The organism is Bradyrhizobium cosmicum (assembly GCF_007290395.2).
GTDB lineage: Bacteria > Pseudomonadota > Alphaproteobacteria > Rhizobiales > Xanthobacteraceae > Bradyrhizobium > Bradyrhizobium cosmicum.
Window position 1 is genome coordinate 142,448 of the sequence record NZ_CP041656.2, and the last position, 18,830, is coordinate 161,277.

Genomic DNA, 18,830 nt, shown 5'->3' on the forward strand with positions numbered 1-18,830 from the left:
CATTGATGGATTCTTAAGCACCATCACATAGTCAAAGGCTTCATGTTTACGCTGTATCATCATCCGTTCTGTCCGCATTCGCGCTTTATCCGCCTGATCGCGGGGGAATACGGACTCGAGTTGCGCCTCGTCGAGGAGCGCAGCTGGGAACGGCGCGAGGCATTTCTGCTGCTCAATGCGGCGGGAACGACGCCCGTCATGGTGGACGAGGAGCAGCCGCCGATCCCGGGCGCGGCCATCATCGCCGAATATGTCGACGAGGCCTATGGTCACGAGATGGGGCCCAAGCGTCTGATGCCGGACACCATCGCCGAGCGCGTCGAGGTGCGCCGGCTGATGGCCTGGTTCAACGAAAAATTCTTCGAGGAAGTGTCTCACCCACTCGTCACCGAGCGCATCTACAAGCGCTTCATGAGCGAGGACAGCGGCGGCGGCGCGCCCTCGGCCGACGTGATGCGCGCGGCCAAGGCAAATGTACGCTATCATCTGGCCTATATCGGCTGGCTGGCGCAGACGCGTAATTTCCTCGCCGGCGACCGGCTCACTTACGCGGATCTCGCCGCCGCGGCGCATCTCTCGGCGATCGACTATCTGGGCGACGTGCCATGGAGCGAGGACGACGCGGCAAAGGCGTGGTACGCGCGGGTGAAATCCCGCCCGTCGTTCCGTCCGCTGCTGAGCGAATGGCTGGCGGGCGTGCCGGCGTCGCGGACCTACGTGGACCTGGATTTCTGAACTCCAATCCGGCTGGACTGAAGACGGCGCTTGCGAACGAGGCGCGCGCGCTCGGCTTCGACTGCATCGGCATCACGGTGCCGGGGACGATTGAGGACGCGGGACAGCATTTTCTCGAATTCATCGCCTCGGGCGGCCATGGCGACATGGACTGGCTGGCCGCGCAGCCGGAGCGCCGCGTCGATCCGCGCGGGCTGTGGGCCGACGTGCGCAGCGTGATCATGCTCGGCGTGAATTACGGCCCCGACTGCGATCCGCTAGCAATCCTGAAGGAACGCACGCGCGCGGCGATTTCGGTCTATGCGCAAGGCGACGACTATCACGACCTCATCAAGAAGCGCCTTAAGGCGTTGGCGCGCTGGCTGGTCGCAACCGCACCGTCGGAAGTGAAGGTGTTCGTCGACACCGCGGCGGTGATGGAGAAGCCGCTGGCGCAGACCGCGGGTCTCGGCTGGCAGGGCAAGCACACCAATCTCGTCTCGCGCGAATTCGGCTCGTGGCTATTTCTCGGCGCGATCTACACCACGCTCGAGCTGCCGCGCGACGATGCCGAGATCGATCATTGCGGCTCGTGCCGGGCCTGCCTCGACATCTGCCCGACGTCGGCGTTTACGTCGCCTTACAAGCTCGACGCGCGGCGCTGCATCTCGTATCTCACCATCGAGAACAAGGGACCGATCCCGCGCGAGTTTCGCAAAGCCATCGGCAACCGCATCTATGGCTGCGACGATTGCCTGGCGGCGTGTCCCTGGAACAAGTTCGCGCAAGAGGGCCGCGAAGCGAAGCTCGCTGCGCGCGAGGAATTGCGGGCGCCGGGTCTCGCCGAACTCGCAAGGCTGGATGACGCTGCGTTTCGAGCGCTGTTCACGAAGTCGCCGGTGAAGCGCATCGGCCGCGACCGGTTCTTGCGGAACGTGCTGATCGCGATCGGCAACTCCGGAGAGGTGGCGCTGGCAGAGGAGGCCCGACGATTGCTCGATGATGCGAGCCCGCTGGTGCGCGGGGCGGCGGTGTGGGCACTCGGGCAGTTGGTGCCACGCGATGAGTTTGAAGTGACCAAGTCTGCCGCAATGAGCAACGAGCGTGACGACAGCGTGCGTGAGGAGTGGAGCGGCGCTTCCTGAGTCTCGGTGTCATTCCCCGCGCAGGCGGGGAATCCAGTACGCCGCGGCATCTCGACTCAATCACTGCTGCCTCTGGGATACTGGATCGCCCGCCTTCGCGGGCGACAGCGGAGTGTGGGAAGCATCCACCGCCCCTAACCGCGTGGAGCACCACCCTTGATTTCCCCGCAGCTTCCTTCAAGGTCGCGCGTCATGACAAACATGCCTTTCTTCACCCGCGACGGCGATACATTCCACCCGACGGAAGTCGCCAACGGTCCGTGGGATCCGAAATCTCTGCACGGCCGCGTCATCATCGGCCTGCTCGGCTTCGCCATCGAGGAGCGCCATTCCGGCCTTGACTACGTGCCGGCGCGGCTCACCGTCGACATGTACAAGTTGCCGACCATCGACAAGCCGATTCAAGTGACGACGCGGCTGGTGCGCGACGGACTGCGTATCCGCGTGGTCGAGGCGGAGTTCGTCTCGGGCGGCATCAGCATGGCGCGCGCGTCCTGTCAGCTGCTGCGCCGAACGCAGAATCCCGACGGCAATGTCTGGTCGCCGCCGAACTGGGAGGTGCCGAAGCCGGCCGACATTCCAAAGCCCACCGATCCCCGGCTCGGCATGAACGGCAAATGGACGACACGGCCGATCGTCGGCCACATGGGATCGCTCGGTCCGCGGCGGCTGTGGATGAGCGAGGTGCGCGAACTCGTGGCGGGCGTGCCGATGACGCCGTTCGTGCATGTCGCCGTCGGCGCCGATTTCGCCAGCCCGTTTGCGAATGCCGGCGACAAGGGGCTCGGCTACATCAACAGCGACGTGACGATCTATCTGCACCGGCTGCCGGTGACGAACTGGATCGGCTTCGACGTGGTCAACCACCAGGCCACCGACGGCGTCGCGATCGGCGAGTGCTGGCTCTATGACGAAGAGGGCCCGATCGGCACCGCCACGGTCGCAGCGCTGGCGCAGCGCAAGCCGCTGGCGAAGCCATCGCCGCCGCCGTAGCGTCATTCCGGGGCGTGCGAAGCACGAGCCCGGAATCCATTCTGCCTCTCGTTCTGACGCCCGATGGATTCTCAGGTGCGCAATTGCGCACCATAGCTCGCGCCAAGTGGCGCGCCCCGGAATGACGAGAGGAGAGACCTACACCAGATGCCGCGTCATCTCCGGCCGCGCCTTCAGTTCCGCGCCCTGCTTGCCGACGATCTTGGCGATTCGCTCCGGCCCAAACTTCAGGTCGACGAATGCCGGCGCGGTGTTGGCAACCTCGAGATAGCTCACGATCTTGCCGTCACGCAGCGTCATGATCGCGACGCCCTCGAACATCGCGCGCGCGCCGCCTGCTTCCGGCAGTGTCGAGCGATAGCTGAAGGTGTAGCGCGCATAGAGCGTGGTACCGTCGGTGACGGGGTCATGCATGTCCCAGCGGAAATCGGTCGCCGTGCGATAGAACCAGTCATCGACCATCGCCGCGATCTTTTCACGGCCTTCGAAGGCACCGTAAAAGACGTCGTGATAGATGCCGTCCTCGGTGAACAGCTCGGCAAACGCTCTGCCGTTACGCTGCTCAACCGCATCGCAGAAGGCACGCAGCATGGCGGTGGTGGTCATCGGCGTTTCTCCCGTTCTCCCTCTCCGTCATGCCCCGGCTTGACCGGGGCATCCAGTACGCCGAGGCTTCCCGGCTCAATCACGACCGCTGGTGGAATACTGGATCATCCGCCTTCGCGGATGATGACACCGAATTCTGAACTCCACTTCACCCGATCTCGGCCACCGCGGCAAGAATGCGCGCGATGTCCTGCGGGCGCGACAGGCGGTGATCGCCGTCCTGGATCATGGTCAGCACGACATCGTCGGCGGGCAGACGATGGGTCAGCGCGAAGGCATGCTGCCAGGGCACATCAGGGTCCTGCGCGCCCTGCAGGATGCGGACGGGACAGCCGAGATCGATCGCGCTGCCGAGCACGAGATGGTTGCGCCCCTCCTCGATCAGGTTTCGCGTGATCGGATAGGGCGAGCCGTCGCCATAGTCCGACGGACGCAGCCAGAAGCCCTTGGTCTCGATCTCCTTCTTCACCTCGGGCGGGAAATTCTTCCACATCAGCTCTTCGGTGAAGTCGGGCGCCGGCGCGATCAGCACGAGCCCCGCCAGCGATGCTTTGCTGGTTCGCCTCCTGATCTCGCGAGCGAGCAGCAGGGCCATCCAGCCGCCCATGGAGGAGCCGATCAGGATTTGCGGGCCGTCGCAGAATCGCTCGACCACTGCGACGCTGTCCTCGAGCCAGCGTCCGATGGTTCCGTCGGCGAAATCACCGCTGGATTCGCCATGGCCGGAATAGTCGAACCGGACCACGGCGCGGCCGTGGTCCTTGGCCCAGCCGTCCAGTGCCACGGCCTTGCCGCCCAGCATGTCCGATTTGAATCCGCCCAGCCAGACCAGGCCGGGGCCCTTTCCGGGACGGCTGCGCACCGCGATCCTGCGCGCGGACGGGCCCTCGCCCACATCGATGAAGTCGAGCACGGCGTCGGAAATGGCAGAGGTCATGGAACGTTTACTCCGGCTGTGCAGTTTGAGCTGTCCGGGCATGTTCCGCGGCGCGGCCCGGGATTGGCCCTTTGGGACGCTTGCGGAACAGAAGCAAGGTGTCTATGTCCGTCAGCGTGCCGATGGGCGTGACCGAAATGCCTCGCATTTGAGGGTATTTCGCCTCCCGCCCGAGCGAATTGCTTGCCGGCAAACCTATCTTCCTGCACAGTAGCCGCCTCTTTCACAACTTTGGAGAACCACCCATTCGCCGTCCCAATAAAGCCCCGCCCGTTGCCAGCAAAGACGGGCCGCGCATCAATGATGATATTCGCAATGCGCAGATCCAGCTGATCGATCAGACCGGTGACAACAAAGGCACGGTCGAGACAGTCATGGCCATCCGCATGGCTCAGGAAGCCGGCATGGATCTGGTCGAGATCTCGCCGAACGTCAGCCCTCCCGTCTGCAAGATCATGGACTACGGGAAGTACAAGTATTCCGCCCAGAAGAAAGCCGCCGAAGCCCGCAAGCGGCAGAAGATCGTCGAAATCAAGGAGATCAAGCTCCGCCCGATGATCGACGACCACGATTACGAAGTTAAGATGCGCGCGATGCAGCGCTTCTTCGAAGAGGGCGACAAGGTAAAGATCACGCTGCGCTATCGCGGCCGCGAAATGGCGCACCAGGAGATCGGCACCAAGCTGCTCGACAAGATCAAGACCGACGTTGCCGAGCTCGCCAAGGTCGAGCAGGACGCGCGGTTCGAAGGCCGCCAGGTCGTCATGGTGCTTGCGCCGCGCTGACGCAGGCTTTTTAAGGCAGAGAATTCAACGGCCCGTCCGGCTCTCCGGCGGGCCGTTTTGTTGTCAGGTCCGCGTCGCCTGCCAGGTGCCGCTGCAGCGGTCGCCGGAAATGATGCCGTTCCAGGAGCCGGCGCCGGCCACACCGGCGAGCCGGCCGCCACCGCTGGCGTGGGACGCCCCGACCGAGACCTGGACCGCGACGGCGCCGCCGCGTCGGACTGTGCCGGAAACCCGGCCGCCGCCGGCCGACGAGACCCGGCTGCCGGTCACCGTGAACGGGACGCTGTAGCCGGAGCTGCAATTGCCCCGAGTGGTGGCGAAAGTGACATTCCAGATGCCGTCATAGCCGCCGACACGGGCATCGGCGGTCGAGGGCAGCAAGGCGGCCGCAACCAGGGCAAGCAGCGCCAGGCGGCGTGGGCGGGCAAGAGCGGCGAAAGACGACATCAACTGCGGGAAATGAGCCATTTTAGTCCTGCTTCAAGCGACACGACTTGGACAATGATGGTAGCAATTCCGAATAGTCGGTCGCCAGGTTTCACCGGTTCATCGTTGCCAATTCGCCCGTTCTCTGTCATAAGCCCGGCCTTCATCGCCCGGCTGATTAAGGGCTGCCGTGGCGGTGTTTCGTGCGGGTTTCGCGCTTGTTCGTAGAAACCTGAGCACAATCAACGCTCTAACGAGCATTTTTGACGGCCAAGCCGCCTTCGCGGGCGGATTTCGTTGGCCATTAGGAGAGCCAAATGCCCAAGCTGAAGACCAAATCGGGCGCCAAAAAGCGCTTCAAGGTGACTGCCACCGGCAAAGTGATGTTCGCCCATCGCGGCAAGCGTCACGGCATGATCAAGCGGACGAAGAAGCAGATCCGTCAGCTCCGCGGCACCGCCGTGCTGTTCAAGACCGACGGCGACAACGTCAAGAAGTACTTCTTGCCGAACGCTTGATCGCGTCCAAGATCGTCGAAGATCATTGCCATCAGCGCCGCGTTTTGCGCGGCGATCCGAAAAACCAAGTCATCTCTGAAGGATTTTGTCATGTCTCGCGTCAAACGCGGTGTGACCGCCCACGCCAAGCACAAGAAAGTCTACAAGGCCGCCAAGGGCTTCTACGGCCGCCGCAAGAACACCATCCGCGCCGCCAAGCCGGCCGTGGAGAAGGCCCAGCAGTACGCCTTCCGCGATCGCAAGCGCAAGAAGCGGACGTTCCGCGCGCTCTGGATCCAGCGCCTCAACGCCGCCGTCCGTCCGTTCGGCCTGACCTACAGCCGGTTTATCGACGGCCTCGCTAAGTCGGGCATCACCGTGGACCGCAAGGTGCTGTCGGATCTCGCGATCAACGAGCCTGCGTCGTTCCAGGCGATCGCCGAGAAGGCCAAGGCCGCGCTGGCCGCCTGAGCCAGGCTTGCGTGCTAACGGCCGGCTCCGCCGGCCTTCAGCGCGCGTCGCGAGTAACGCTGGGCGACCTCCGCCCGGCAGAAGGCTGTTGCCGAAATATACATGGTGCCGGACTTGTTCCGGTATTTCCGGTCGCAGACCCCTAACTCGCGCTGATAGCTGAGCTTCTGCGGCGTTTTCAGCTGGCCGAGAAAATCCGCCTCGCACTTCTTCTCGACGACCTCCCCGAACTGAACGTCGCCACTGGCGCCGTATGAGCAGGCCTCGAACAGCTTCATGGCGCGGTCGCAGCTCGGCGCCGCGTTGAGGGCTGATTTGATGTCGTCCATCGCGTTGGATTTGGCCGGACATTCCTCGGCGGCGTGAGCCACGCCTGCCATGAGAACCAGGGCCATGCCGGCCAGGCAGGATCGTAAACGCATCCTCCGCTCCTTCGTCAGGTTGGTGCCGGCCATGCTTGTACGGCTCAAATGCCCTGCATTTGCGACGGCTATTCGGCTTGACGTTCCGGCCCGGCTGCGGCCACAACCGGCAGCCTTTTGAAAGGATCCGACCGTGTCCGACCTTGCCAGCCTCGTCCAATCCATCCTCGCACAGATCACCTCCGCCGGCGACGAGGCAGCCCTCGAAGCCGTCCGCGTTGCCTCGCTCGGCAAGAAGGGCTCGATCTCTGCTCTTCTCGCAACGCTCGGCAAGATGTCGCCTGAGGAGCGGAAGACGCAAGGCGCCGCGATCAACCAGGCCAAGGACGAGGTCACCCAGGCGCTCGCGGCGAAGCGCGACGTGCTGAAGTCGGCGGCGCTCGACGCACGGCTCGCGGCGGAGACCGTCGACGTCACGCTGCCGCTGCGCGACGCACCGGCCGAGGCCGGCCGCATCCATCCGCTGAGCCAGGTCTGGGACGAACTAACGACGATCTTCGCCGACATGGGATTCTCGGTCGCCGAAGGCCCCGACATCGAGACCGACGACTACAATTTCACCAAGCTGAACTTCCCGGAAGGCCATCCCGCGCGCGAGATGCACGACACCTTCTTCTTCCATCCCAAGGAAGACGGCTCGCGCATGCTGCTGCGGACCCACACCTCGCCGGTGCAGGTGCGCACCATGCTGAGCCAGAAGCCGCCGATCCGCGTGATCTGCCCGGGCCGCACCTACCGCATCGATTCGGACGCGACCCACACGCCGCAATTCCACCAGGTCGAAGGCCTCGTCATCGACAAGCACTCGCACCTTGGCCACCTCAAATGGATTTTGCACGAGTTCTGCAAGGCGTTCTTCGAGGTCGACAACATCAACATGCGCTTCCGTCCCTCGTTCTTCCCGTTCACGGAGCCGTCGCTGGAAGTCGACATCCAGTGCCGCCGCGACAAGGGCGAGATCCGCTTCGGCGAGGGTGAGGACTGGCTCGAGATTCTCGGCTGCGGCATGGTGCATCCGAACGTGCTGCGCGCCTGCGGCATCGATCCCGATGAGTACCAGGGTTTTGCCTGGGGCATGGGTATCGACCGCATCGCCATGCTGAAATATGGCATCGCCGACCTGCGCCAGCTGTTCGACAGCGACGTCCGCTGGCTGTCCCATTACGGCTTCAAGCCGCTCGAAGTGCCAACGCTTGCCGGAGGGCTGAGCTCGTGATGGCAAAAGCTCACGCTCATACTTGGACCATCGAAAAGCTGTCTGCACTGGAACTTGCGAAACTCAAGGTGGTCCGAGAGAACGCAGACCGCAGCGGAGCATCTGAGCTCGTTGCAATGTGCGATTCGGCGATCGGCCTTCGGAAACCGCCTGCTTCAACACGTACGCGAAAGGCGGCCGATTCAGAAATCGGTGATCTCGTTACGGAATATCATTTTGTCTGCCGAAATGATCGTGGAGTGAAGTTCAATTCCGATGGCACCTTTTGGAGCACTTCCTGGGTTGTCGCGGAAGAGGTGCTCCAGAAGAGCCTGAAGTATGGAGCGAAGTTCGCTCTTCATAATTCGAAGGCCGAATCTTCTTACCGGCAAGGTACGATCAAAGATTACCAGCGCATCGACGACTTTGACGAGGGCCAAGTAGAAGCCAGAATTGATTTTCTGGTCGTGCCGGATGATACCCCACTTGATTGGGCAGGGGCTGGCGCAGGCGAGAAGGGCTACAAGAGAGTTAAATCCTCAGGGATTCGCGCAATCGACGCGATCGAGAGCTAAACACAATGAAATTCACCCTCTCCTGGCTGAAAGACCATCTCGACACCGACGAGCCGCTGGAAAAGCTTGCCGACAAGCTCACCATGATCGGGCTCGAGGTCGAGAACATCGAGGACAAGGCGAAGGCGCTGAAGCCGTTCACCATTGCCAAGGTGATCTCGGCCGAGCAGCATCCGAATGCGGATCGGCTGCGCGTCTGCATGGTTGATACCGGTAACGGCGCTGCACCGGTGCAGGTGGTGTGCGGGGCGCCGAACGCGCGCGCGGGGCTCGTCAGCGTATTCTCGCCGCCCGGCACCTACATTCCCGGCAAGGACATCACGCTCGGCGTCGGCACCATTCGCGGCGTCGAGAGCCGCGGCATGCTGTGCTCGGCGGCAGAATTGCAGATCTCCAACGATCATGACGGCATCATGGAGTTGCCGGCGGACGCGCCTGTTGGTGCCGGCTACGCCGAATGGGCCGCGCTCGGTGATCCCGTGGTCGAGATCAATTTGACGCCGAACCGGCAGGACTGCACCGGCGTGCACGGCATCGCGCGCGATCTCGCCGCAGCCGACATGGGCAAGTTCAAGGACCCGACCATCAAGCCGATCAAGGGCGAATTCCCCTGCCCGGTGAAGGTCACGGTCGAGGATGCCGCGCTGTGCCCGGGCTTCGCGCTGCGGCTGGTGCGCGGCGTCAAGAACGGCCCGTCGCCGGAATGGCTGCAGAAGCGGCTGACCGCGATCGGGCTTCGTCCGATCAACGCACTTGTCGACATCACCAACTTCATGACCTACGACCGCGCGCGTCCGCTTCATGTGTTCGACGCGAAGAAGGTCAAGGGCGACCTCGTCGTGCGCCGCGCCCGCGACGGCGAGACGCTGCTCGCGCTCGACGGCCGCACCTACAATCTCGATCCCGCGATCTGTGTGATCGCGGACGAGCATGGCGTCGAATCGCTCGCCGGCATCATGGGCGGCGAGGCCTCGGGCTGCGACGAAGACACCACCGACGTGCTGATCGAATCGGCGCTGTGGAACGAGATCAACATCGCCCAGACCGGCCGCAAGCTCGGCATCAACTCGGACGCTCGCTATCGCTTCGAACGCGGCGTCGATCCGGCCTTCATGGTCCCCGGGCTCGAGCTCGCGACCAGGCTGGTGATGGAGATGTGCGGCGGCACGCCGTCCGAGAACGTCGTGGTCGGCAAGGCCTTTGGCGATGATCGCGTGATCGAATTTCCGCTCACCGAGGTGAAGCGGCTCTCCGGCATCGAAGTGCCGCAGCCGGAGATGAAGCGCATCCTCAGCCATCTCGGCTTCATGATGGCGGGCCCGGGCCCCGTGGTGAAGGTCGCCGTACCGTCCTGGCGCACCGACGTGCACGGCAAGGCCGACATCGTCGAGGAGGTCGTTCGTATCTATGGCGTCGACAAGGTGCCGATGACGCCGTTCGAGCGCGGCGCCGATGCACGAAAGCCCGTGCTGACGCCGCTGCAGCTGCGCACCCGCCGCGCCAGGCGCGCGCTGGCGAGCCGCGGCATCATCGAGGCCGTCACCTGGTCCTTCATCACCAAGCCCGCGGCAGAATTGTTCGGCGGCGGCCAGCGCGAGCTGGAAGTGGCCAACCCGATCGCATCCGATCTGTCCGACATGCGCCCGACCCTTCTCGCGGGCCTGATCGCGGCGGCGCAGGCCAATGCCGATCGCGGCTTTGGCGATGTCGCGCTGTTCGAAGTCGGCCAGGTGTTCAAGGGCGATCGGCCGCAGGACCAGTTCATGGCGGCAAGCGGCGTGCGCCGCGGCTTTGCCTCCTCGGAAGGTCTCGGCCGCCACTGGTCGGGCTCGGCGCAGGCCGACGTGTTCGACGCCAAGGCCGATGCGCTGGCGGTGCTGGCCGCCGCCGGGGCGCCGATGCAGGCCTTGCAGATTGTGGCCGGCGGACCCGCCTGGCTGCACCCCGGACGCTCCGGCACGATCCAGATCGGACCGCAGAACGTGCTCGGCCATTTCGGCGAGATGCATCCGCGCGCTCTCGAGGCGCTCGGTGCCGACGGCCCGCTGATGGTGTTCGAGGTGATTCTCGATCGCGTTCCCGAGGCCAAGAAGAAGCCGACCCGCGCCAAGCCTGTGATCGAGCTGTCGGCCTTCCAGCCGGTGTCGCGCGACTTCGCGTTCATCGTCGACCGCAGCGTGAAGGGCGGCGATATCGTCCGCGCGGCGCAAGGCGTCGACAAGAAGCTGATCACCGGCGTGAACGTCTTCGACGTCTACGAGGGCAAGGGCATCGAGGACGGCAAGAAGTCGATCGCGATCGCGGTGACGATCCAGCCACGCGAGAAGACCTTGACCGATCAGGAGATCGAGGCCGTCGCCGCCAAGATTGTGGCGGAGGTGACGAAGAAGACCGGCGGCACTCTGCGGGGATGACGTTTACTGACCTTCTCCCAAAGGACGTCAGCCTCACCATTGCGATGGCGCTTTGCGCCGTCGCTTTCGTTTCAGGCACCGCGCGCGGCTTCTCGGGCTTCGGCTCGGCGCTGATCTTCATGCCGCTGGCGAGCAGCATCGCTGCGCCGCGGCTCGTCGCCGCCCTGTTGCTCGTCATCGACTTCGTCGCGGCAGCGCCGCTGCTGCCCGACGCGTGGCGAAAGGCCGACCGCAAGGCCACCGCCGTGATCGTGCTCGGCGCGCTGATCGGCGTGCCCGTCGGCACCTATTTCCTCAGCGTGCTCGAGCCCGTCACCACGCGCTGGATCATCTCCGGCTTCGTCGCCGCGCTCCTGATTCTGCTGCTGTCGGGCTGGCGCTATCGCGGCAAGGACCACGCCTGGCTCTCGGTCGGCATCGGTGGCCTCTCCGGCTTCTGCAGCGGCCTCGCGCAGACCGGCGGCCCGCCGATCGTCGGCTACTGGCTCGGCCGTCCGATCGCGCCGATTGTCGCGCGCGCCAACATCGTGCTGTTTTTCGGTGCCTCGGACTTCTTCTCGATGGTCAGCTACGCGACGACGGGTCTGATCAGCCGAGAATCGCTGCTGCTCTCGCTCATCGTCGGGCCGGTCTATGCGATCGGCGTCGCGTTCGGCGCCTCGCTGTTCGGCCGCGCCAGCGAGACGGTCTTTCGCAGGATTTGCTACGCGCTGATCGCGATGGCGGTGATCACCGGGCTGCCGGTGCTGGACGGGATTTTGCGCTAATTGCCCTGCGGCCGCGGCGCCCTGCGGCGCTTGGTCGACTGCGTCGGTGTGTCGGCCGGCTCGTCCTTGAGCGCGCCGATCTTGCGCAAGGCAGCATCGGCGGCGCGTTCGCCGCTTTCCCAGGCGCCGTCGACCGTGCCCCACAGTGTGTCGTGCGTGGCTTCGCCGGCGAGAAACAAATTGCCGATCGGCTCGCTCAATATCTTTCGCGAGAACTGGCCGCCCGGTGACGCCGCCGACATCGCGCCCATCACGTAGGGCGAGGCGTTCCAGCGCGTCGCGCTGACTTTCTGCACGGCGGCCGCGGCCTCGCTGCCGAACAGCTTCGTGATCCATTCCCTGGCGAAGGCCGTCATCACCTTTTCGCCCTGCTCGGAGAGGTCGCGGCCGAACGAGCCGCCAATATCGATCGAACACAGCGAGGAGCCGCCGATGTTGGCGAACATCAGCGCCGTGCGCGTCGAGTTGCTCTGCTCGATGAGAATGTCGTCGCGCGACAGGCCGAGCGGATTGCCCGGCAGCTGCAGCACGATGTGATCGTAGCTGCCGAGCGTTAGCTTCGACGCAGCATCGAGTGTCCGCTTGGGAATATCGGGGCCGAACTTGATCGCGCCCGAAATCAGCACGTTCGTCGAGACCGTGACGATGGCGGCGCGGGCGGCAATCTTGCCGGATGGCGTCTCCACGCTGACGTCGCGATTGCTCCAGACGACGCGGCTCGCCGGCGTCGACAGCGCGACCGGCGCCTGCTCGCCGAGCCGGGTGATCAGCGTGCCCAGCCCCTGGCGGCAGGCGATCGCAGCGTTGCGGTCCTGCGCCCGCGCCTTGTCGATCGCCGACAGCTCCTTCAGGTCCTTGCCGGCAAAGCCCGCGCCCAGCATGAATTCGGCCGCGCCGGCCCAGTCGCCGAGATCTTTCGGCAGCACCGACGCGCAGGAGGTATCGAGCTTGCCGCGCGAGGCTTCGTCGATGGCGCGGTTGGCGCGGACCAGCGCCGCCAGAAATTCCTCGGTCTCGCCCGCGCGCGCGTTGCGGCGGCCGATGCGCATCTTCTGACCTGTCGGCGCCGGCAGCACGTCGAGCCCGACGCTGCGTCCCAGCCGGATCATCGGATTGGTGTCGGGATTGTGCATCCAGCGCGCGCCGCGGTCGAACGGCACGTCGAAGGTGGTATTGTCCGTGATGCAGCGGCCGCCGATCTGCGAGGCTGCTTCGACCACCACGACCTTGCGATTGGCCGCCATGACGCGCCGCGCCGCGGCAATTCCGGCCGCGCCCGCGCCGATCACGACGATGTCGGCCTCGCGCGGCAGGGGGGCGGCGGTTGCGCGCAGGACCGGCATCGCGGCAAGAGCCGCGGACGCCGACAGGAAACCACGGCGGGTGATTGTCATGGCATGGTTTCCGGGAACTTGCGGCGAACGGGAACAGCCTGCGAACCTTGCTGCATCTGGTGTTGCACGGCAACCATCATGGTGAATCAATCGTGCTTGATCTCACAGAACGATGAACCGAATTGCAACACGTTTCGACCATGATAGAGATGACAAAAAGACGGCCGGACAAGGCCGTGGGGAGTTTGAAATGGGGACGGTCCTGGACTCAGTCGGCAAGCTGATTGCCGCGTACCTCTCGAAGGAGGTGCCGGGCTATGAGCCGTTCACGCCGAGCGACCCGGAGCACCTGCGCGGCGTGATCGAGCCCGGCGACGTGCTGCTGGTCGAGGGCAACAACCGCATCTCCGGCATCATCAAATATCTGACGCAGTCGACCTGGTCGCACGGCGCGCTCTATGTCGGCCCGGTCGAAGGCGCCATGGAGCCCGATGGCGAGCCGCATGTGCTGATCGAGGCCAATATCGGCGAGGGCGTCACCTCGGCGCCGCTGTCGAAATATTTCCCCTATCACACCCGCGTCTGCCGGCCGGTCGGACTGTCCTACGAGGACCGCACCACGGTCTGCCGCTATGCAATCAACCGCATCGGCTTCGGTTACGACACCAAGAACATCATCGATCTGATGCGCTTCCTGTTTCCGCTGCCGATTCCGCAGCGCTGGCGGCGGCGCATGATCGCGATCGGGTCGGGCGATCCGACCAAGATCATCTGCTCGGCGCTGATCGCGCAGGCGTTCGACGCCGTGCGCTATCCGATCCTGCCGAAGATCACCAAGGCCGGCAGCCGCGCCGCACGGCGCGAGATCCTGCACATCCGCGATTCCTCGCTCTACATGCCCCGCGACTTCGACATCTCGCCCTATTTCGAGGTCGTCAAACCCACCATCGTGCATGGCTTCGACTACACCGCCCTGCACTGGGCCGACAAACAAAAGCCGCTCGAGGAGGTAGCGGGCTCATTCGGTGTCTTTCCAGAAACGTTCATGGCGCCGCCGCTCGTTCCTGAAGCGTTTGACGAAGAAGCGCCGGCTGAGGTTTCGGCTGAGCAAGTGATGCGTGAGGCGGCTGCGGCGATGAACGCCACCTGCTCCGAGCATTTTGTGGTGCTGAACGAGCTTGCGACATACCGCGCGCAACGTCGCGGCGACGCGTGTGAGATCGCGGCGTAGTCCCGACTGTCGTCCCTGCGAAGCAGGGATCCATACCGCGTGATCTATCGAGTGTGGTTTGGTCGCAGCATCGAACGACGAGTCTTCGCCAAACGTCTGCCTGGGGTTATGGGTCCCTGCTTTCGCAGGGACGACATCTGTGAGTGTGGCGTGATCTCGCAACGTCGGCAGTAAGCCCTACCGCTCCGCGCGACCAATCACCGCCATCAGTTCCGCGATCTTCTCGCGCTGGTCGGCCTTGTCGCCGCTGGCGATCGCGTGCTCCACGCAGTGGGCGACGTGGTCCTTCAAGACCTCTTCCTCGACACGGCGCAATGCGGCGCGCACCGCGGAAATCTGCGTCACGATATCGATGCAGTAGCGGTCTTCCTCTACCATTTTCGAGAGGCCGCGAACCTGGCCCTCGATCCGGCCGAGGCGTTTTCCGACAGATGTCTTGATGTCCTTGCGCATGAGGTCTATATACCCCTACCGGGTATGGGTTGCAAGACCCCAGCCAGACCGGAGTATGGGCATGGACGACGCGGACCACGAACATCATCACCACGGGCACTCCGGATGCGGATGCGCCGCCAAGGCGGCCGCGCCGCCCCAACCCGCGGCCTCGTCGTGCTGCGGCGGACATGGCGATCACGCCGGCCACGCGCACGACCATGGCGGTGCCACGACAAAAGTCCTTGATCCCGTCTGCGGCATGACGGTCGATCCCGCTACGTCGAAGCATCGCTTCGAGCATCACGGCGAGACCTTCCATTTCTGCTCGGCCGGTTGCCGCACCAAATTCGCCGCCAATCCCGCCAAATATCTCGCCAAGGACAAGGCGCCCGAGCCCGAGATGCCGGCGGACACGATCTACACCTGCCCGATGCATCCGGAGATCCGCCAGGTCGGACCCGGCAGCTGCCCGATCTGCGGCATGGCGCTGGAGCCGGAGGTCGCGAGCCTGGAGACAGGACCCAATCCGGAGCTCGCCGACATGACGCGGCGGTTCTGGATCGGCGGCGCGCTGGCGCTGCCGGCGGTGGTGCTGGAGATGGGCGGCCATCTCGCCGGCCCGCACAACTGGATCGATCCGACCTGGTCGAACTGGATCCAGCTCGTTTTCGCGACCCCTGTGGTGCTGTGGGCCGGCTGGCCGTTCCTCGTCCGCGGCTGGCAGTCTCTGCTGACCCGCAATCTCAACATGTTCACGCTGATCGCGATGGGCACGGGCGTCGCCTATTTCTACAGCCTGATCGGCACAATCGCGCCGCAGATCTTCCCCGCGACCTTCCGCGGCCATGGCGGCGCGGTCGCCGTCTATTTCGAAGCCGCGGCCGTGATCACCGTGCTGGTGCTGCTTGGCCAGGTGCTGGAGCTGCGCGCGCGCGATGCCACCTCGGGCGCGATCAAGGCGCTGTTGCAGCTTGCACCGAAGACCGCACGGCGCGTCGCGCCTGATGGCAGCGAGCATGAGGTCGAGATCGATACGCTTCACGCCGGCGATCACCTGCGCGTTCGTCCCGGCGAGAAAGTGCCGGTCGACGGGATCATCCTCGAAGGCCGCTCCGCGCTCGACGAATCGCTCGTGACCGGCGAGTCCATGCCGGTCACCAAGGAGGCCGGCGCCAAGGTGATCGCGGGCACGCTGAACCAGTCCGGCAGCTTCGTCATGCGTGCCGACAAGGTCGGACGCGAGACGCTGCTGTCACAGATCGTGCAGATGGTCGCGGACGCGCAGCGCTCGCGCGCGCCGATCCAGCGCCTCGCCGATCAGGTCGCGGGCTGGTTCGTGCCGACGGTAATCGCCGTCGCCGTCGTCGCCTTTGCCGCATGGGCCTGGTTTGGGCCGGAGCCGCGGCTGGCCTTCGGTCTCGTGGCCGCCGTCAGCGTGCTGATCATCGCCTGCCCCTGCGCGCTCGGCCTCGCGACTCCGATGTCGATCATGGTCGGCGTCGGCCGGGGTGCACAGGCCGGCGTCCTGATCAAGAACGCCGAAGCGCTGGAGCGGATGGAGAAGATCGACACGCTCGTGGTCGACAAGACCGGGACACTGACCGAGGGCAAGCCCAAGGTGGTTGCGATCGTACCGGCGGCCGGCTTTGCAGAGGATGACATCCTGCGGCTTGCAGCCAGCGTCGAGCGCGCCAGCGAGCACCCCCTCGCAGACGCCATCGTGCGCGCCGCCAAGGAGAAGCAGCTTGCGCTGAGCCAGGTCGAGCAATTCGATTCGCCGACGGGCAAGGGCGCGACCGGCAAGATCGACGGCAAGACCATCGTGCTCGGCAACGCCAGATACCTCTCGTCGATCGGCATCGATACCGGGGCGCTCGACGCCGAGGCCGAGCGCCTGCGCCAGGACGGCGCGACCGTCATCAACATGGCCGTCGACGGCGCGCTTGCCGGCCTGTTCGCGATCGCCGATCCGGTCAAGGCTTCGACCCCGGAGGCGCTGAAGGCGCTGGCGGCAGAGGGCATCAAGGTGATCATGCTGACCGGCGACAACCGCACCACGGCGGAAGCCGTCGCGCGCCGTCTCGGCATCGCCGACGTCGAGGCCGAGGTGCTGCCGGACCAGAAAAGCGCGGTGGTGACCAAGCTGCAGAAGACCGGCCGCAGCGTCGCGATGGCCGGCGACGGCGTCAACGACGCGCCGGCGCTGGCGGCGGCCGAGGTCGGTATCGCGATGGGTACCGGCACGGATGTGGCGATGGAGAGCGCGGGCGTGACCCTGCTGAAGGGCGACCTCACCGGGATCGTGCGCGCGCGAAAACTGTCGCAGGCGACGATGAGCAACATCCGGCAGAACCTGTTCTTCGCCTTCATCTACAACGCGGCCGGCATTCCCATCGCCGCCGGCATCCTCTATCCCACGTTCGGCGTGCTGCTCTCGCCGATCATCGCCGCCGCGGCGATGGCGCTGTCCTCGGTCAGCGTGGTCGGGAATGCGCTGCGACTGCGTACGACGCGGCTGTGAGGACGACGGTGCGCTCCCTCGCCCCGCTTGCGGAACCGTGTAGGATGCGTGTAGCCCGGACCGAGCGGAGACCACCTGATGCAGCGGATTACGATCACGATAGAGGACGATCTCCTGGCGGAGATCGATGCGGCGGCGCAAGCGCGCGGCTACCAGAACCGCTCCGAGATCATCCGCGACCTCGCCCGCGCCGGGCTTCAGCAGTCGGCTGAGGACACCGCGCAGACCGGCCCCTGCGTCGCCGGCCTCGTCTATGTCTACGACCATGCCGCGCGCGATCTCTCAAAACGGCTGGTGCAGGAATTCCACGGCCATCATGACCTCGCGCTGGCGACACTGCATGTTCATCTCGACGACAACAATTGCATGGAGATGACGGCACTGCGCGGCGATGCCGGCGAGGTCAGGCATTTCGCCGACCACATCATCGCCGAGCGCGGCGTGCGCTATGGGCGCGTGATGATGATTCCGACGGGTGATGGAAAGCCGGCCAAGGCACGGAAGCACGGGCACAAGCATGACTAGCGCCGCGGCGTCTTAAGCCGCAGGCCGATCTCTCTTGCCGAACCGACCCGGCATGTCTACCTCTCGCGGGTGGCTTTTTGAGAGGAACTCCCATGCTGGATGCCGCCGTCAAGGCGCTGTCGCAAATGATCTCGCCGCCGATGCGCTCGATCCTGTGGCGATCGATCGGGCTTGCCCTGGTGCTGATCATCGTGCTGGCGATCGGACTGCAACAGCTGCTGAGCTGGTTTGCAACCTACGGCGAGGTCTGGCTCGAGGGCCTGCTCGGGCCGGGCTGGCACACGTCGCTTGAGGTTTTGTCCTGGATCGTCTCGATCGCGGCGGGCCTGGGCGTCGTGTTCGGTGCCGTGTTTCTGATGCCGGCGATCACCTCGCTGGTGGCGAGCCTGTTCGTCGACGACGTCGCCGATATCGTCGAGCGCGAACATTACCCCGCCGAGCGGCCCGGCGTCGCGCTGCCCATCAACCAGGCGATTTTCGAAGGCGTCAAGACCGCGCTGCTGACGATCCTGTTTTATCTCGTCGCGCTGCCGCTGGTGCTTTTTGCCGGCGCCGGTTTCCTGATCTTCTTCCTCGCCACCGCCTGGCTGCTCGGCCGGGAATATTTCGAGCTTGCGGCGATGCGCTTCCGCTCCCCGGAGGAAGCCAAGGCGATGCGGCGCGACAATGCCGCCACCATCTTCACCGCCGGTCTCTTCATCGCTGCATTTGTCTCGATCCCGATCCTGAACCTGGCGACGCCGATCTTTGCCATGGCCTTCATGGTTCACATGCACAAGCGCCTGTCCGGGCCGCGGCCCGAACTGATCGAGCCGGCGCGGCAGATGCGGTGATGGT

20 protein-coding genes are annotated in these 18,830 nt (G+C 64.8%); 14 read left to right on the forward strand and 6 right to left on the reverse strand.

Annotated features, from left to right (window positions below):
- Positions 1–42 precede the first annotated feature (42 nt).
- The 3 genes from FNV92_RS00630 to FNV92_RS00640 all read left to right on the forward strand — a co-directional run bounded on the left by FNV92_RS00630 (position 43) and on the right by FNV92_RS00640 (position 2,852).
- Positions 43–735 (forward strand): glutathione S-transferase family protein, encoded by a 693-nt coding sequence (locus FNV92_RS00630; RefSeq protein ID WP_014438767.1) that lies wholly within the window; start codon positions 43–45, stop codon positions 733–735.
- Positions 684–1,859, forward strand: a complete 1,176-nt coding sequence (gene queG, locus FNV92_RS00635) for a tRNA epoxyqueuosine(34) reductase QueG (protein ID WP_143842631.1) — start codon at positions 684–686, stop codon at positions 1,857–1,859. The genes FNV92_RS00630 and queG overlap by 52 nt, the downstream gene beginning before the upstream one ends.
- A gap of 192 nt (positions 1,860–2,051) precedes the next feature.
- Positions 2,052–2,852 carry a thioesterase family protein gene (locus tag FNV92_RS00640; RefSeq protein ID WP_143842630.1) on the forward strand — a complete coding sequence of 267 codons (801 nt, stop codon included), beginning with the start codon at positions 2,052–2,054 and terminating at the stop codon, positions 2,850–2,852.
- A gap of 138 nt (positions 2,853–2,990) precedes the next feature.
- Here FNV92_RS00640 and FNV92_RS00645 read toward each other — a convergent pair whose 3' ends face one another.
- Together FNV92_RS00645 and FNV92_RS00650 are read right to left on the reverse strand one after the other, a co-directional pair.
- Positions 2,991–3,458, reverse strand: coding sequence for a nuclear transport factor 2 family protein (locus FNV92_RS00645; protein WP_143842629.1), 468 nt, complete (start codon positions 3,456–3,458; stop codon positions 2,991–2,993).
- A 148-nt stretch (positions 3,459–3,606) separates the two neighbouring features.
- The gene (locus FNV92_RS00650; protein ID WP_143842628.1) at positions 3,607–4,395 is read right to left on the reverse strand and encodes an alpha/beta hydrolase; all 789 of its coding nucleotides are present in this window, start codon (positions 4,393–4,395) and stop codon (positions 3,607–3,609) included.
- A 245-nt stretch (positions 4,396–4,640) separates the two neighbouring features.
- Here FNV92_RS00650 and infC point away from each other — a divergent pair, with 245 nt between their 5' ends.
- Positions 4,641–5,180 (forward strand): translation initiation factor IF-3, encoded by a 540-nt coding sequence (infC, locus tag FNV92_RS00655; RefSeq protein ID WP_143846126.1) that lies wholly within the window; start codon positions 4,641–4,643, stop codon positions 5,178–5,180.
- Positions 5,181–5,243: 63 nt separating this feature from the next.
- Here the strand turns inward: infC and FNV92_RS00660 are convergent, their stop codons facing one another.
- Complete coding sequence (locus tag FNV92_RS00660) at positions 5,244–5,648, reverse strand: hypothetical protein (RefSeq protein ID WP_143842627.1); 405 nt, start codon at positions 5,646–5,648, stop codon at positions 5,244–5,246.
- 275 nt (positions 5,649–5,923) lie between these two features.
- On the opposite strand from FNV92_RS00660, the gene rpmI reads away from it, so the two are divergent.
- Together rpmI and rplT are read left to right on the forward strand one after the other, a co-directional pair.
- Positions 5,924–6,124, forward strand: coding sequence for a 50S ribosomal protein L35 (rpmI, locus tag FNV92_RS00665; protein WP_008143958.1), 201 nt, complete (start codon positions 5,924–5,926; stop codon positions 6,122–6,124).
- 90 nt (positions 6,125–6,214) lie between these two features.
- Complete coding sequence (rplT, locus tag FNV92_RS00670; protein WP_011083533.1) at positions 6,215–6,574, forward strand: 50S ribosomal protein L20; 360 nt, start codon at positions 6,215–6,217, stop codon at positions 6,572–6,574.
- Between the two features lie 14 nt (positions 6,575–6,588).
- Here rplT and FNV92_RS00675 read toward each other — a convergent pair whose 3' ends face one another.
- Complete coding sequence (locus tag FNV92_RS00675) at positions 6,589–6,996, reverse strand: hypothetical protein (protein ID WP_143846125.1); 408 nt, start codon at positions 6,994–6,996, stop codon at positions 6,589–6,591.
- A 133-nt stretch (positions 6,997–7,129) separates the two neighbouring features.
- Between FNV92_RS00675 and pheS the strand changes: the two genes are divergently transcribed.
- Genes pheS through FNV92_RS00695 form a run of 4 tightly spaced genes read left to right on the forward strand, consistent with a single transcriptional unit; the run spans position 7,130 to position 11,947 of the window.
- The gene (pheS, locus tag FNV92_RS00680) at positions 7,130–8,212 is read left to right on the forward strand and encodes a phenylalanine--tRNA ligase subunit alpha (RefSeq protein WP_143842626.1); all 1,083 of its coding nucleotides are present in this window, start codon (positions 7,130–7,132) and stop codon (positions 8,210–8,212) included.
- The gene (locus FNV92_RS00685) at positions 8,212–8,766 is read left to right on the forward strand and encodes a hypothetical protein (RefSeq protein ID WP_143842625.1); all 555 of its coding nucleotides are present in this window, start codon (positions 8,212–8,214) and stop codon (positions 8,764–8,766) included. The genes pheS and FNV92_RS00685 overlap by 1 nt, the downstream gene beginning before the upstream one ends.
- A 5-nt stretch (positions 8,767–8,771) precedes the next feature.
- Positions 8,772–11,180, forward strand: a complete 2,409-nt coding sequence (gene pheT, locus FNV92_RS00690) for a phenylalanine--tRNA ligase subunit beta (RefSeq protein WP_143842624.1) — start codon at positions 8,772–8,774, stop codon at positions 11,178–11,180.
- The gene (locus tag FNV92_RS00695) at positions 11,177–11,947 is read left to right on the forward strand and encodes a sulfite exporter TauE/SafE family protein (RefSeq protein WP_143842623.1); all 771 of its coding nucleotides are present in this window, start codon (positions 11,177–11,179) and stop codon (positions 11,945–11,947) included. The genes pheT and FNV92_RS00695 overlap by 4 nt, the downstream gene beginning before the upstream one ends.
- Here the strand turns inward: FNV92_RS00695 and FNV92_RS00700 are convergent.
- Positions 11,944–13,341 carry a flavin monoamine oxidase family protein gene (locus FNV92_RS00700; protein ID WP_143842622.1) on the reverse strand — a complete coding sequence of 466 codons (1,398 nt, stop codon included), beginning with the start codon at positions 13,339–13,341 and terminating at the stop codon, positions 11,944–11,946. The genes FNV92_RS00695 and FNV92_RS00700 overlap by 4 nt on opposite strands.
- A 190-nt stretch (positions 13,342–13,531) precedes the next feature.
- On the opposite strand from FNV92_RS00700, the gene FNV92_RS00705 reads away from it, so the two are divergent.
- A complete protein-coding gene (locus FNV92_RS00705; protein ID WP_143842621.1) occupies positions 13,532–14,512 on the forward strand; it encodes a YiiX/YebB-like N1pC/P60 family cysteine hydrolase in 981 nt (326 codons plus the stop codon).
- A gap of 177 nt (positions 14,513–14,689) precedes the next feature.
- On the opposite strand, the gene FNV92_RS00710 is transcribed toward FNV92_RS00705, so the two are convergent.
- Positions 14,690–14,965, reverse strand: a complete 276-nt coding sequence (locus tag FNV92_RS00710; protein ID WP_014438781.1) for a metal-sensitive transcriptional regulator — start codon at positions 14,963–14,965, stop codon at positions 14,690–14,692.
- Positions 14,966–15,026: 61 nt separating this feature from the next.
- Between FNV92_RS00710 and FNV92_RS00715 the strand changes: the two genes are divergently transcribed.
- From FNV92_RS00715 to FNV92_RS00725, 3 genes are all read left to right on the forward strand, one after another.
- Entirely contained in the window at positions 15,027–17,468 is a 2,442-nt protein-coding gene (locus tag FNV92_RS00715; protein ID WP_168213403.1) for a heavy metal translocating P-type ATPase, read from the forward strand.
- A gap of 78 nt (positions 17,469–17,546) precedes the next feature.
- Entirely contained in the window at positions 17,547–17,993 is a 447-nt protein-coding gene (gene nikR / locus FNV92_RS00720) for a nickel-responsive transcriptional regulator NikR (protein WP_014438783.1), read from the forward strand.
- A 92-nt stretch (positions 17,994–18,085) separates the two neighbouring features.
- Complete coding sequence (locus tag FNV92_RS00725; protein WP_143842619.1) at positions 18,086–18,826, forward strand: sulfate transporter family protein; 741 nt, start codon at positions 18,086–18,088, stop codon at positions 18,824–18,826.
- The last annotated feature ends 4 nt before the right edge of the window (positions 18,827–18,830 follow it).

Coding starts and splice junctions, on each gene's coding strand:
- FNV92_RS00695 (WP_143842623.1), top strand. CDS start 11,177: ATGACGTTTACTGACCTTCTCCCAAAGGACGTCAGCCTCACCATTGCG.
- nikR (WP_014438783.1), top strand. CDS start 17,547: ATGCAGCGGATTACGATCACGATAGAGGACGATCTCCTGGCGGAGATC.
- FNV92_RS00640 (WP_143842630.1), top strand. CDS start 2,052: ATGACAAACATGCCTTTCTTCACCCGCGACGGCGATACATTCCACCCG.
- FNV92_RS00725 (WP_143842619.1), top strand. CDS start 18,086: ATGCTGGATGCCGCCGTCAAGGCGCTGTCGCAAATGATCTCGCCGCCG.
- rplT (WP_011083533.1), top strand. CDS start 6,215: ATGTCTCGCGTCAAACGCGGTGTGACCGCCCACGCCAAGCACAAGAAA.
- FNV92_RS00710 (WP_014438781.1), bottom strand. CDS start 14,965: ATGCGCAAGGACATCAAGACATCTGTCGGAAAACGCCTCGGCCGGATC.
- FNV92_RS00645 (WP_143842629.1), bottom strand. CDS start 3,458: ATGACCACCACCGCCATGCTGCGTGCCTTCTGCGATGCGGTTGAGCAG.
- queG (WP_143842631.1), top strand. CDS start 684: ATGGCTGGCGGGCGTGCCGGCGTCGCGGACCTACGTGGACCTGGATTT.
- pheT (WP_143842624.1), top strand. CDS start 8,772: ATGAAATTCACCCTCTCCTGGCTGAAAGACCATCTCGACACCGACGAG.
- FNV92_RS00675 (WP_143846125.1), bottom strand. CDS start 6,996: ATGCGTTTACGATCCTGCCTGGCCGGCATGGCCCTGGTTCTCATGGCA.
- FNV92_RS00705 (WP_143842621.1), top strand. CDS start 13,532: ATGGGGACGGTCCTGGACTCAGTCGGCAAGCTGATTGCCGCGTACCTC.
- FNV92_RS00700 (WP_143842622.1), bottom strand. CDS start 13,341: ATGACAATCACCCGCCGTGGTTTCCTGTCGGCGTCCGCGGCTCTTGCC.
- FNV92_RS00630 (WP_014438767.1), top strand. CDS start 43: ATGTTTACGCTGTATCATCATCCGTTCTGTCCGCATTCGCGCTTTATC.
- FNV92_RS00685 (WP_143842625.1), top strand. CDS start 8,212: ATGGCAAAAGCTCACGCTCATACTTGGACCATCGAAAAGCTGTCTGCA.
- rpmI (WP_008143958.1), top strand. CDS start 5,924: ATGCCCAAGCTGAAGACCAAATCGGGCGCCAAAAAGCGCTTCAAGGTG.
- FNV92_RS00650 (WP_143842628.1), bottom strand. CDS start 4,395: ATGACCTCTGCCATTTCCGACGCCGTGCTCGACTTCATCGATGTGGGC.
- FNV92_RS00660 (WP_143842627.1), bottom strand. CDS start 5,648: ATGGCTCATTTCCCGCAGTTGATGTCGTCTTTCGCCGCTCTTGCCCGC.
- FNV92_RS00715 (WP_168213403.1), top strand. CDS start 15,027: ATGGACGACGCGGACCACGAACATCATCACCACGGGCACTCCGGATGC.